Origin of the sequence: Enterovibrio litoreus (genome assembly GCF_045679545.1) — a bacterium.
In the GTDB taxonomy this organism is placed as follows: domain Bacteria; phylum Pseudomonadota; class Gammaproteobacteria; order Enterobacterales; family Vibrionaceae; genus Enterovibrio.
The window spans coordinates 2,139,734-2,153,168 of sequence record NZ_CP166194.1; the positions used below are offsets into that span (position 1 = coordinate 2,139,734).

Sequence of the window (13,435 nt, forward strand, 5' to 3'; positions counted from 1 at the left end):
GTGTCATTGAAAAAAGCGCCCACGGTTTTAAAACAAAAAACCCGCTAATATAGCGGGTTTTGACTGGCTCGCAGAGTGTTAGAAAATATCATTACCGTCGTAAGTAACGTGTTCTGCATCAGTCCAGATTGTCACGCTAGCACCCGAATTTGTTTCAAACACATAAGCGTCAAGCTCATTCACTTGAGATTCTGTTAGCCCCATGAACGCAATCATGTCTGCAGACAGCTCAGCTTGTGGCTGCGCATCGGCATCATACGTCCAGAACTTGCCTGTTAGGTTGAAAGTATCATCACCCTCACCCAAGTAAGCCACAAAGCCGTCCCAATCACCTGGATCAACATTGGTTTGTGTTTGGAACTGGTCAGACTGTGCTTCAATCGCATAAGCATTGATCGTCACTTCCTGATCGCCACTGTCGCCCACTACCGCTTCAACCTGAGCAATGGCTTTACTGTTCACCACCACGCCAGCGGCATGGTGAGACTGACCGGTAAAGTCAATATTCGCATCACCATTGGCAATCAGCTTATCGAAGCCGCGGTCACCCACATACACATTGCCGCGAGAATTCAGCAAACCTGCATCTGAGAAGTCTTCATTGTCGAAGAACATGGTGTCGTTACCTTCGCTTCCGACGTAAATATCAACACCTTCTCCGCCATCCAACACGTAGTCGTCTTCATAGCCAGCTTGCAAATAGTCATTACCTGCGCCGCCGTATAGTGCATCGTCACCACTGCCACCGTAAAGCTTGTCATCGCCGTCGCCGCCGTAAAGAACATCATCACCAAAACCACCGTAAATAACGTCGTCACCTGCATCACCGTAAAGAACGTCGTTGCCGTTACCGCCGTTAAGGGTGTCGTTGCCGTTATCTCCGTGAATGACGTCTTGACCGTCGCCGCCGTGAATGAAGTCGTTACCATTGCCACCGTTGATGGTGTCGTTATCTGAGTACAGTTTTTGCTGTTCAACAGAGATCGTAAATGTTGTGTCATTGAAATCGCGATCACCGAGGTTCCACAGGTCTTCCCATTGAGAGGTGTTACCATCTACGTTCTCGTGATCTTGACCGTCGCCATTCTCTGCGGCGTTTGATACGTAAACCACTGAGCTTGAACCACCCTGTGTGATGGTTGAGCCAGTGCCCGCCAGGTTCAAGTTAACTGAACCTGTGTCAAAGCCTTTACGGTCACCATCAGGAATCAAGAACATGCCAAAGGAGTCACCACCCGATACATCAATATCCAACGACAATTCAGAAACACTTTTCACGTTATCCGCGATAACTTCTGCACGAACAACCACACCGTCCTTGATCACGTAGTAACCTAGGCTGTTGTTATATGCCGCACTGTGCGTGAATTCACTCACAGAAATCGTCACGGTGTCCTCACCCTGCAGGTTGTAAACCGTCGCGCCATCAATGTGATTTAATTCAAATGTTTTGCTGGATTCAACACCGCCGTAAATCGTATCGTCACCGTCTCCACCATCAATAGTATCGTCGCCATGCTCACCAAAAATGGTGTCGTCACCCGCTCCACCGAAAATGGTGTCATTGTCATCTTCAACGTTCACTTTTTGCTGAAGTGACACGTTGTCGATCAGTGCGCCGTAGCTATCAGAACGGCCTTCGCCTTCAAAGCGAATAGTAATAAAGTCATTGCCCTTTGGCAGAACAACGTCGGTTGTGAAAGATTCGTAGTGATCGTTCGCTTGCGTGTTATCAAAGTACTTGGAATAGATCACCGTACCCGCTTGATCAAAGACTTTTACTTCAAATTGACTTGTTGCATGGTCGCTACCACGGTAACGGTTTGCATAGTCAAACGACAACGCCAATACCGCATCACCGTCTGCTGCAAGGCCCGTCACGTCCACATCTTGCTGTACCCACGTATTTGTGTGGCTATCCAGCTCGAGAACCGTATTGGTCACGTCATTTTGTGGTGTGCCACCAAACGTACCTTGCTGTAATTCCATCCAGTTAGAGCCCGGCGTATACCACCCCGTCACTTGGTGATCTTGAAGCAGGCCCCAATGATTGCTGGTGTTATTGCCGTAATCTTCAAAATCACCATTGGTGAGCAACTCTCGTGTATCAGTGCCAAAACCTTTGTTGCCATAGATGGTATCGTTGCCTTCGCCGCCTTTGATGGTGTCATTACCTTCACCACCGTACAGCGTATCGTTACCCTGACCACCATCGATGTAGTCATTACCTTCAAAACCGTTAATGGTGTCGTCAAGGCTGCCTGACACGTTGTTAGTCAAAGCGACGTTGTCAATCAACGCACCGTAGCCGTCAGATTGGCCTTTAGCTTCGAAGCGCAACGTGACGCCTGTTGTGCCCTCAGGCACAGAAAAATCCACTTCAAAGTTGTGATAGCTTTCATTAGATTGGGTATTGTCGAAGTATTTGGAATACAGTAACTTGCCATCGTTATCAAAAACCTTCACTTCGAATTGACTGGTCGCGTGATTGTCACCTTTGTAACGGTTCGCATAATCAAATGACAGGGTCATTGATGCGTCTGACGATTCCGTCAAATTGGTCACATCAATGTCTTGTTGAACCCAGGTATTACCCGTGGAATCAAGTTCCATAACAGTATTGTCAGCGGCGTTAGCAGGTGTGCCACCAAAATCGCCCTGTTGCAGTTCGATTTTCATGGTTCCTGGCGTGTACCAGCCCGCAACTTGATGGTCGTCAAACAAGCCCCACTGATCATGGCTATCGTTGCCCCAGGCTTCGAAGTCCCCGTTCATCAGTAAGTTATCGCCTTTGTCTTCTGAACCGTAAAGAAAATCTGCGCCGCTTGTACCGTTAATGTCTGACATACCTTGTCCTCATTTTATAGTGTGACGCTGTATGAATGAGCAAGGAGCAAAAGAGCGGGGATAGCAAAGAAAGACCATCCCGGCTCAAGATTGTGTCACTAAGTAGATTTGGGCTCACATTAGAGACAACTAACATTCATTCAACGTTGTTTGTGACATCAGTTTTAATGACAAGACACACATGAACAACAGGTGAACACCATGTTCAGCGTAAAATCATGGCTTTGTTTGATCAGTAATAAGCCAAAATAATGATATTAAAATGATTAAATAATTAGAAAGGCATTAGTTGAGGATAGAAATGGCAATATTTAAGCGTATGCCAACCTATATAAGGTGTCCAAAGTGGGCGGTTTTACATACGCTTGTAGCATGCATGAAAACAAACACATGCCTAAATATTTACCATTTGCAGAAGCGAATATGACGTTACACCTTTGCCGTGTTGTGTTCAGTAAGGTTGTTGACCCATTTAGTACCAAAAACTCGTCGAATGGTCGGATAGAGTTTGACGATCTCTTCTGAAGTCATCAGTAAAAAGACATAAGGTAATGGAAGCTCAAACCACATTGCCGCCACTGCTGTCATCGGTATCGCCCAAATCCACTGACAGACAACATCCATATTCATACAGAATTTCGCATCTCCTCCAGCACGAAGCACACCAACGATAAGCGTTATGTTGATATTTCGTACTATGGTGCTCAGCGCAATAACAGGGAAACACAATGCCGCTAGTGAGATAACTTCCTCACTCACTTGCGTGTATAAGGACAAAATCGCACCTTGTGCTAGCAGCACGACAACCGCACACAGCACACCAACAGCAGCAGATGTGGCGAGCGCGTAACGTGCATAGCGTTCGCTCATCGCTAACTTATTCGCTCCAAGGGCATTGCCCACCACAATCGCAGTGGCGCTAGACAGACCGGATGCAACACACAAGGTCAACGCTTCCAGCGACGATACAATAGCCATTGTTGCCAGTTCGGCTTCTCCCATCCGTCCCATAATGACCTGATAGACAAAGATGCCACCACTCCACATCAAACTACCTGCAATGATCGGCATGGTGACTTTCATGTATCGGCGAAAAGTACGTTGAGTGAATGAAAAATCTGACCCTCGAAGCACCAAAACTGGGTTGAAAAAGTAGATGACAGCCACAGACATAATCACGCGTACCACACGCGCGATCACTGTGCCCAAACCTGCCCCCATTAACCCCATCTCTGGTAAGCCAAAGTAACCGAAAATGAGAAAATAACTCAGTAAGATATTGAGGCCAATTTCAATGATGGACATATTCATGGTGGTTTTGGTTTTACCCAGTGCTCGCAATGCTGCGTCCATTGAAATAGTTGGGCCTGCAACCAAAATCGCCACGCTGATAATTTTCAGATAGTCAGCCGCGAGTTGAGCGGTTTCTCCGCTCGCTTTAAACAGAGCCGGAACAACATGAGGGAAGAACCAACACAGTAAGAATAGAATGACGGACGCGGCAGTCGATATCACACTGCCTAAAGCAAAATTACGTCTCAGGCCTTTTTCATCTTCCGCTCCCCAGTATTGAGCGAGTAAAACGCCCATTCCGGTGCCCATTCCCCAAATAAAGATGCCTGTAAACCAAAATACTCGTGCACCAATACTGGACGCTGCCACTTCCTGTGTGCCTAGTTGGCTTACCATGAGGCTGTCTATAAAGCCTGCACTGCTAAATAACAAGCTTTGCAGCACGAGAGGAAAACCTAGCAGGGCAACCCGCCGCAAAAAATAACCATATGAATCTTCTGGCATCACTTTTTCCCTCACCTAGCCACTTTGGTTTTAATTATTTTTTTTGACTATAATCTTCGAGATATAATTTAGCTAAATGTAATGCCATGTAATACATGGTATTTTCTACGATTCACATCAAAATGTCTGGTTTAGTATCTCAAGACAAAAGCGCATTTATTTGGCGTGAGTTTTCCGTTTTCCTTCATCGCTTAACATGAAAAAATGAATAAGGAACTGGTTCACATTAATGACGTCATCGAAAAAATATTGGTTCTCGAGACCAGTACGGACAGAATACGTGAACTCGATGAATCTAGGGCTCTGCTAAAACAATATGGTGAAACGTTCGCCAGTATTGTCAAAGAATACGCTCAAAAACAGTGCGAACACCACGCAAGAAAAAACGCTCATTGAAACATTTAGCGCCGCACACGAAACCTACGTCTCCGCCCTTCGAAAAACGGCGGATATCATCAAATTAAGAAACGAAAAGATCGCGGGTTCGCCGTGGTGGCTGACGAAGTGCTCAGCCTTGCAACCAGCAACCAGCAAAGCACCGCAGTAGGCGCTGAGACCTTGTCTAAAGAAGCACAGGGACTGACGCAAATTACCGCAAATGTGAGTGACATCGTCAAAAAGTTCTCGCTTTAAATCGGCGATCCCCGCGTGAAGTCATCAGCACCTATACGCGCTCAAACGAGCGCGTTTTTTATGCGTTTTTAGACATTTCCAAGTGGATAAGATACAGCCGTGCATCGAATTCCAATTGATGGTAATCCGGCTCCATGTGGCAGCAAAGCTGATAAAACGCTTTGTTGTGTTCCTTCTCTTTTAAATGTGCCAATTCGTGAACCACCAGCATCCGAAGAAAAGGCTCAGGTGCTTCTTTAAACATGGAAGCGATGCGAATTTCATTTTTCGCTTTTAGCTTATTGCCATGAACCCGCGAGACAAAAGTATGTAGCCCCAGTGCGTTGTTAACCACATGGATTTTTCCGTCATACGCCACTTTGCTGATGGGTGAAGATTTTTTGAGGTATTGATTTTTAAAGCCCATCACATAGTCATACAACGCTTTCTCAGTGGTGATGGCATGTTTGCCTGGGTAACGCTGAGCTAGCCAAGCACCAAGCTTACCGCTTTCGACAAGGCGTTCTATTTGAGAGACCAAATGCTCGGGATAACCGTTTAAATATCGAAGAGATGGATTCATTGCCGTTTCATGTAGCGCCAGTCAAGGCGGCTATGCTATCAGCATTACCTCGTAAAGCCCTAACGAAGTAAGGCTCAGTAGCGAAAACATTCAGGTTATCAATGCTTCTTCGTTGAGCCTCGCACCACAGGCTCACAGGGCAAGGTGATCGACTGAGGCGATAAGTTCGGATTAGATATGTGTGCAAACAACACATCGATAGTGGATTGGATCATCTCGTCATTGGGTTGTCGAATGGTCGACAAATTATAGGAGCGACTCTTCGCAAGACGAATGTCATCCACCCCTAGCACCCCCACATCTTGAGGGACTTTCAGTGCCAGCTCGTAGCGCAGCGCATCCATTCCGCCACAGGCCATAATGTCATCGGCATAAAACATGGCATCGGGCCGCTCTGAACTTTTAAAGATGCGAAGCGTAGCATCGTAACCCGCGTCATAACTAAATTCGCCACCTTCCACGACCTGCCACTGGTGACAACCGCGTTCCATTAAGCGGCTAATAAAGCCACGCTGGCGATCCACAGTCGCAGACGTACCAATTGGCCCAGCCACAAATGCTGGGCGCACATAGCCCGCATCCAACAACATATCCGCGGCCATTCTGCCCGCCAACACATTGTCACAACTGACAACAGTAACGCTGTTATCACTCGAATCGCGACCAAAGATCACCACAGGCGTATTTTGAGATTTACACGCATCGACAAGTTGCTGAGGCAAGGACGCAGACGTGATAATCAAGCCATCGACGTTATATTCCATGACGAGCTCGACCGCTTCTTGAATATCCATATCCCCGTCGACATTAATCAGCAGAGTATGGCAGTCCCGTTTTTGGATTTCGGCGGTGAAACTGGAAAGAATCGGCAAATAGAAAGGGTTATTAAAATCCGTCATCAAAATGCCGACGAGACTTGAACGCGATTTTATACCACGCGCCATTCGGTTTGGTTTGTAGTTGAGGGAAGCGGCAGCTTTAAACACTTTCTCACGCAACGGGCGAGAAATACTGGCTTCGGGGTTGAATGCTCGGGACACGGCTGAGACTGACACCCCCGCCGCCTCCGCCACTTCCACAACAGTGACTTTGCGCTTCTTAGGTGGTGGGTTTTCAATCAATTGTGTCGGTTTACCCATGGTCATACGCTACCCTGCTTTGCTGTCCTGTTCGCCTTCAGATCATTTAATGGCGTAACGACATCATAATGAAATTGTTTTCATCTGAACACTGGAACGTACCGCAATTGCGTACAGCCTATCTTGGTGACGATCAAATCATCATAAAAAGCTTAGAAATATTGAAATAACAAAGAGACTCTGAGGGATAGAGAGTCCCTTTGCTGCTCAATAGAAGCGGAAAAGTTTAGCGATACTCGCCAGCCAACTTCTCTACCAACTCAACGTTATCTTTGGTCACAAAACCTGGGCCAGAGTTGATGTTGTTTGCAGGTACAACACCGTAGCGGTTAAACAGAGTCAGTACCATCACGGGTACGTAACCTTGAAGGAACGGTTGTTGGTCAATACCCCATTGGATGTTGCCATCTTTGATGCCTTGCGCGATTTCTCCACTCAAATCAAACGTACCAAAATAGATATTGCCTAACTGACGGTTTTTCTTCAGCGCACGAATGGTTGGGTGTGCAGAAGTAGGCCCCAGTGTTAGTACCGCTTCTGTTTCTGGGTTTGCACGCAAGTAAGCCATTACCTTTTTCTCGATGCCAGTTGGATCCTGACCCGTATCAATCATCTGGCTACCCAGTTCTACACCTAGCGCATCCGCAAAGCCCTGGCAGCGCTCGACCGACGCAGGGTTGGTGATGTAGTGGTTAACACAAACAAAGTTCTTTACGCCATCTGCTTTCGCACGTTTCCCCGCGCCATAGCCTGCATCATACTCTGGTTGACCGACGTGCAGAATCGCACCCAAATCTTCACTTTGTTGCGCCGTACCCGAGTTCATCGTCACAACGGGAATGCCTTTTTTACGTGCTTTTTCCAATGGGCCTTTGAGCACTTCATAATCCGCAATCGTAGTAATAATCCCTTGTGGGTTCGACGCTACCGCTTGCTCAATGATCCGCGCCATGTCCGCCAAGTCACCCGTCGGTGGATTGCGATACTCCACCTCAACGTTGAGCTGCTCGCCCGCTTCATTAATGGCATTTTTTATGGTGTTCCACCAAGAATCCGAGTCCGGTGCGTGACTAATCAGCACAAAGCGTTCGCCATCAGCGAGCGCTGTGCTGGGAAGCAAAGCTGCAAACGACGCAGCCATTGCTAACACAAGGACGGACGCTCTCTTTGCTACAGATTTAAGTAGGGTATTCATCCGGTGTTCTCCAATTTGCTTATTGTTGTATCCATCGGGTAAGGCAATACTTACCCCCTAGGTTACTGCTAAGGTTTAGGCAACAACTGCCCTTTACGTTTTCTCCACGAAAGCCTAATTCGCAACCGCACTATCTGTGCGCTGGAATTCAGCCAATTCTGCTTCAAGCGTTTCTAACTCCTGTCCGCCTGACATCATTTCGAGTATCTGTTCACGGGTCACATCTTTCTTTAGCCATGTTCCTAGGCTCTTACCCCGGTTAAGCAAAGTAAATCGGTCTGCAATAGGGAAGGCATGGTGGACGTTGTGGGTGATCAAGATCACCGCTAAGCCCTTTCCGCGCGCCCTTGCCACGACCTTGAGTACATTGGCAGATTGCTTCACACCCAAAGCTGCTGTCGGTTCATCAAGGATCAGCACTTTTGCCCCGAAATGAATCGCTCTTGCAATCGCCAAACATTGGCGTTCACCGCCTGACATCGTGCCAATGGGGTGTTCCGGGTCGCGAACATCTATCCCCATATCTTTCATACCGGCGGTCGCAATTTCATTGGCACGCTTGGTATCAAAGACCCTAATTGGGCCCCAGTTTTTGGTGATTTCACGACCCATAAAGAAGTTTCGTGTCACACTCATCAATGGAACCAAGGCTAAGTCTTGATACACGGTGGCAATACCTGCATCGAGCGCATCACGCGGTGACTTGAACTCCGTCGGTCGGCCGTTCATCAGAAACTCACCTTCGGACGGTTTGTGCACACCTGCTAGGGTTTTAATCAAGGTTGACTTACCTGCACCGTTATCTCCGAGCAAGCAATGCACCTCACCCATTTTCACTTCCATATCGATATCTTTAAGTGCAATCACTGATCCGAAGTAGCGGCTTACCTTCTTCAGTTCTAGGACAAATTCCGACATTTTTCTTCTCCTAAATTCCGTATCTGGACAACCACGATTAGCGAGCGCTGGTCACTTTCTTGCGGATGAAATTATTAAAGAGCACAGCAATGAGCAGCATCACGCCAAGGAAAACGCGGAACCAATCAGAATCAACACCGGTGAAGAATATCCCCATCTGAACCACACCGAAGATCAACGCCCCGAAGAAAGCACCAATGACCGAGCCGTAGCCGCCCGTTAGCAACGCCCCACCGATAACAGCAGCGATAATGGCTTCAAACTCCTTAAGCAAACCACGGTCTGCAGCAGCCGAACCAAATTCCAGCACCTGACATGCGGCAAATACGGTGGCGCAAAATGCGGTAAACATGAAAAGGGCAATTTTGACGCGGTCGGTAGGCACACCGACATTTTTAGCCGCATTGGCATCACCACCGGAGGCGAAGATCCAGTTACCAAAACGGGTACGCAGCAACACAAAAGAGCAAACCGCTGTCAACAGGAACCACCAAACAACCACCATCGGAATACCGGTGACGACAGGGGTGCCATCAGAATAGGTTTCAATCCAGCCAGCATTTCCAAGCCAGGTAAAGAACGCCGTTCCAACCTGCCCGCCAAAAATGGCACCTAACCAGTCACCTTCCGCGAGATTACCAACACCTGAAATAATGGTTTTGTTTGTGAGGGCAATAGAAAGTGCAATTGTTAAGCCGCGCAAAATGAACAAAAACGCGAGGGAAACAATAAAGGAAGGGAGCCCAGTTTTAACAACGATGTACCCATTGAGAAAACCAACAGCCATGGCACAAACAAACGCGAAAAGAATCGCAGCCCATACTGGCCAAGCCCAGTGAACAGCTGGAATGGCGATCATCATCCCGGCAAAACCAATCATGGAACCAATAGAAAGGTCAAACTCGCCAGCAATCATTAGCAAACATGCACCGACGGCGATAATACCCAGTTGAGCCGAAACCGTGGTCCAGTTGAGCACACCATCGGCATTGAACATGCCTGAGTCCCAAGCAACAAGTGCAAAGAAGACAAAGACTAAAATGGCGCCGGATACTGAACCTAGCTCTGGTCTCGATAGCAGCCGTTTAACGGAGGAAACCTTTCTGACTCGCTCATCACTGTCTCCAATCACCTGTTTTTCTGTCCCTGATGCGGTTTCTTTTACCGACATACTCGCCTCCTAATTTCCTAGCGTTTTATCTGGGCGCTAGCCCGAATCTCAAAACCGATTAATTGGTTTCAAACGATTGCTCAATGAAGAACCGTCTTTTCAATAAAAGCACGGCTTTGCTCTGCGTCTGTTCTCGCATCACTTTTGGCTGCAGGGTCTGTGTCTTGCTCAACGGTCACCCATCCACTGAAATCGATATCGATCAGTGTTTGTCGAACATCAGAAAAATCCACACATCCCTGCCCAAGTGGGCAAAAGATGTTGTTGCCAATTGCGGTGTAAAAATCCGTACTTGCCGCCACTGAGGCCGCCAATACGTCAGCATTGATATCTTTAAAATGAAGATATTTAACACGGTCTTTGTAGGTTCTTAATACTTCGCTAGGATCCATGCCGGCATAAACGCAGTGTCCGGTATCCACACACAGAGACATCAGGTCTGCGGGTAGGTCTCGCATCGCTCTATCCAATTCATCGCGGTATTCGATATAAGTGCCCGCATGCGCATGCAACGTAGGCGTCACATTGTATTGCTTACAAATTTCACCGACGCCGCGCAGAGTTTCCATCATGGCGTCCCACTGCTCATCACTGAGGCGGGTTGCCGTGTCAACCTGACCAGCCTGATCGGTTCGCGGTGACGAAACATGGTCAATAACCACAAGAAATTCCGCGCCCTGTGCGTTGAGGATTTGGCAGGTCGTGTGCGTTTTTGCAAAAATTGCGTCTCTTTCTTCCGCTTTGTGGAGGTGAACAAATAGCGTTCCAGCAACCAAACCAAGCGTTCGGTCTGCTAACGCAGAACGCAGGGCTTCAGGCTCTGTCGGTAAATAACCTAGTGGCCCAAGCTCTGTGGCGCCGTACCCTGCGCCGGCAATTTCATCTAGCACTGTCTGCCACGTTGGATTTGCTGGGTTATCCGCAAACTCAATTCCCCATGAACACGGTGCGTTGGCGATTTTTAGTTCCAAGGCAAAGCCTCCTACTCATTACAATCCATCTGATTTGTACGTCTGGCCTTCACTCCACCCACAAACCAATACATTCAACTTATCGTTAACACTTTATAAACAATTATGGTAATGATTTCATTTTGTCAACGAAATGGTCGTCTCATAATTGCGCATTAAACGCCTAGTCACTCTATTTGAATAAAAAACGTGCGCGAAGTCTGATTATTTCCACTTTCCCATTTGAAAACATTTTCATTACATGACTACTATTTCATCAGAGCAAGGATTTTGAATTTTGAGAGGGAGAAACGCAGATGGGAACAATAAGACTGACAACGGCACAAGCACTTGTCCGCTATCTGGCAGCGCAACAGATTGAAAATGATGGAAAAATCGAGTCGCTCTTTGGGTGTGCCTTTGCGATTTTCGGCCACGGAAATGTCACTTGCCTCGGTCAGCAACTGTTTGAAAATCAATCTGTTTTCCCAACATGGCGCGGACAAAACGAACAATCTATGGCGTTGGCTGCCACCGCATATGCACGCGCACATCAGCGTCGCCGCATTGGCATTGCGACCTCTTCTGTTGGCCCTGGCGCGGCAAACATGGTGACCGCTGCAGGCGTTGCACACACCAACCGTTTGCCATTGCTCTTGCTGGCGGGTGATACCTTCCAATCTCGTTTGCCCGATCCGGTATTGCAGCAAACCGAACACTTTTCTAATCCGTCGCTGACAGTGAACGACGCCTTCAAGGCTGTTACTCGCTTTTGGGATCGCATCACCAGCCCATCTCAACTCACCGTCGCATTGCCTCAAGCCATTGCCACCATGCTTGATCCCGCCGATTGCGGCCCCGCGATGATTGCTTTGCCACAAGATGTTCAAGGACAAGCCTGGGATTTCCCTGAAAGTTTCTTTGCGCCGAAAGTGCACCGCATTCGTCGCCCTCAGCCAGAAGCCATTGATTTAGCGCTGGCGGCTGACGCCATCAAAGCGTCAAAACGTCCGCTAATTATTGCTGGCGGCGGCGTGTTTTATTCCGGTGCGCGTGATGAACTCACACAATTTGCCGAAAGGCATCAAATCCCTGTGGTCGAAACCATCGCGGGTCGCACCCTGCTCAATGACAACCACCCGCTCAATTGCGGCCCCATCGGCGCAACAGGTTCTAACAGTGCCAACCACATGTGTTACGACGCGGATTTGGTGCTCGCCATTGGCACACGCTTACAAGACTTCACCACCGGATCGTGGACCTTGTTTCGCGACCCTGACATGAAGCTCATCAGCATCAATGCGGGGCGCTTTGATGCCAACAAACACATGGCGCAGTCGGTAATTGCGGATGCCAAAGCCGCAATCGTTCCTTTGTGCGAACGACTCGGCGCTTGGACAACTGACAGCAGTTGGACGAACAAAGCCAAAGCAGAAAAAGCCGCATGGGATGAGATCGTTAACAGCCGCACCGCAGCGACAGACACAACACTTCCGTCTTACGCACAAGTCGTCGGTAAAGTGAATACGCTGATGCAAGAAGGCGATCGCGTGATCACTGCCGCTGGTGGTCTACCGGCTGAAATCAACATGAACTGGCAAACCCGTCACCCTTATTCGCTCGATGTGGAATTTGGTTTTTCTTGCATGGGCTATGAAATCGCAGCGGGATGGGGCAATAAAATCGCCAGACCTGATCATGAATCTATCGTCATGGTGGGTGATGGCTCTTACCTGATGATGAATTCCGACATCTACAGTTCCGTGCTTACCGGACACAAGATGATTGTGTTTGTCTGCGACAACGGCGGGTTTGCGGTTATTCGCAAGCTACAAACCAATACGGGCAACGTGGCCTTCAATAACCAGTTAGAAGATTGCACCACGGAACGAGATTACGACCTGCCGCGCGTTGACTTCGTCAGCCATGCACGCGGGTTGGGTGCAAATGCAGAGAAACTGACCAATCTCAATGAACTCGAAGCCGCATATGCGCGAGCCAAAGCCTCAGATCGCACTTATGTCATCGTGGTAGATATCGACGACACGATCTGGTCATCGTGCGAAGCATGGTGGGAAGTGGGCCTTCCTGAGGTGACTGACAATGAAAATATTATCAAAGCACGCGACCAGTGGGAGCAAGGACGCCAGCACCAAAGACGTGGCGTGTAGTCGCCTAGTCATCGCTTAAACAAAAAGAATAACAACGCAAGCAATGCGTCAT

General features: G+C 48.2%; 10 protein-coding genes. 2 read left to right on the forward strand and 8 right to left on the reverse strand.

Annotated features, from left to right (window positions below):
* Nucleotides 1-78 precede the first annotated feature (78 nt).
* Together AB8599_RS09350 and AB8599_RS09355 are read right to left on the reverse strand one after the other, a co-directional pair.
* A complete protein-coding gene (locus AB8599_RS09350; protein ID WP_407330640.1) occupies nt 79-2,847 on the reverse strand; it encodes a DUF4114 domain-containing protein in 2,769 nt (922 codons plus the stop codon).
* A 429-nt stretch (nt 2,848-3,276) separates the two neighbouring features.
* Entirely contained in the window at nt 3,277-4,644 is a 1,368-nt protein-coding gene (locus AB8599_RS09355; RefSeq protein ID WP_407330641.1) for an MATE family efflux transporter, read from the reverse strand.
* A 492-nt stretch (nt 4,645-5,136) separates the two neighbouring features.
* Between AB8599_RS09355 and AB8599_RS09360 the strand changes: the two genes are divergently transcribed.
* Nucleotides 5,137-5,277 carry a hypothetical protein gene (locus AB8599_RS09360; protein ID WP_407330642.1) on the forward strand — a complete coding sequence of 47 codons (141 nt, stop codon included), beginning with the start codon at nt 5,137-5,139 and terminating at the stop codon, nt 5,275-5,277.
* Between the two features lie 58 nt (nt 5,278-5,335).
* On the opposite strand, the gene AB8599_RS09365 is transcribed toward AB8599_RS09360, so the two are convergent.
* The 6 genes from AB8599_RS09365 to AB8599_RS09390 form a co-directional block, all read right to left on the reverse strand.
* Nucleotides 5,336-5,839, reverse strand: coding sequence for a M48 family metallopeptidase (locus AB8599_RS09365; RefSeq protein ID WP_407330643.1), 504 nt, complete (start codon nt 5,837-5,839; stop codon nt 5,336-5,338).
* A 98-nt stretch (nt 5,840-5,937) separates the two neighbouring features.
* Nucleotides 5,938-6,978: a LacI family DNA-binding transcriptional regulator gene (locus tag AB8599_RS09370; protein WP_407333204.1), complete on the reverse strand. Its 1,041-nt coding sequence runs from the start codon at nt 6,976-6,978 to the stop codon at nt 5,938-5,940.
* Between the two features lie 226 nt (nt 6,979-7,204).
* Entirely contained in the window at nt 7,205-8,119 is a 915-nt protein-coding gene (locus AB8599_RS09375; protein ID WP_407333205.1) for a sugar ABC transporter substrate-binding protein, read from the reverse strand.
* A gap of 168 nt (nt 8,120-8,287) precedes the next feature.
* Entirely contained in the window at nt 8,288-9,091 is an 804-nt protein-coding gene (locus tag AB8599_RS09380) for an ATP-binding cassette domain-containing protein (protein WP_407330644.1), read from the reverse strand.
* Nucleotides 9,092-9,128: 37 nt separating this feature from the next.
* On the reverse strand, nt 9,129-10,262 hold the full coding sequence (locus AB8599_RS09385) for an ABC transporter permease (RefSeq protein WP_407330645.1): 1,134 nt from the start codon (nt 10,260-10,262) through the stop codon (nt 9,129-9,131).
* An 80-nt stretch (nt 10,263-10,342) separates the two neighbouring features.
* The gene (locus AB8599_RS09390; RefSeq protein ID WP_407330646.1) at nt 10,343-11,233 is read right to left on the reverse strand and encodes a TIM barrel protein; all 891 of its coding nucleotides are present in this window, start codon (nt 11,231-11,233) and stop codon (nt 10,343-10,345) included.
* Nucleotides 11,234-11,529: 296 nt separating this feature from the next.
* Between AB8599_RS09390 and iolD the strand changes: the two genes are divergently transcribed.
* Nucleotides 11,530-13,383: a 3D-(3,5/4)-trihydroxycyclohexane-1,2-dione acylhydrolase (decyclizing) gene (iolD, locus tag AB8599_RS09395; RefSeq protein ID WP_407330647.1), complete on the forward strand. Its 1,854-nt coding sequence runs from the start codon at nt 11,530-11,532 to the stop codon at nt 13,381-13,383.
* Nucleotides 13,384-13,435: the final 52 nt, after the last annotated feature.

Coding starts and splice junctions, on each gene's coding strand:
- AB8599_RS09350 (WP_407330640.1), bottom strand. CDS start 2,847: ATGTCAGACATTAACGGTACAAGCGGCGCAGATTTTCTTTACGGTTCA.
- AB8599_RS09355 (WP_407330641.1), bottom strand. CDS start 4,644: ATGCCAGAAGATTCATATGGTTATTTTTTGCGGCGGGTTGCCCTGCTA.
- AB8599_RS09365 (WP_407330643.1), bottom strand. CDS start 5,839: ATGAATCCATCTCTTCGATATTTAAACGGTTATCCCGAGCATTTGGTC.
- AB8599_RS09370 (WP_407333204.1), bottom strand. CDS start 6,978: ATGGGTAAACCGACACAATTGATTGAAAACCCACCACCTAAGAAGCGC.
- AB8599_RS09375 (WP_407333205.1), bottom strand. CDS start 8,119: ATGGCTGCGTCGTTTGCAGCTTTGCTTCCCAGCACAGCGCTCGCTGAT.
- AB8599_RS09380 (WP_407330644.1), bottom strand. CDS start 9,091: ATGTCGGAATTTGTCCTAGAACTGAAGAAGGTAAGCCGCTACTTCGGA.
- AB8599_RS09385 (WP_407330645.1), bottom strand. CDS start 10,262: ATGTCGGTAAAAGAAACCGCATCAGGGACAGAAAAACAGGTGATTGGA.
- iolD (WP_407330647.1), top strand. CDS start 11,530: ATGGGAACAATAAGACTGACAACGGCACAAGCACTTGTCCGCTATCTG.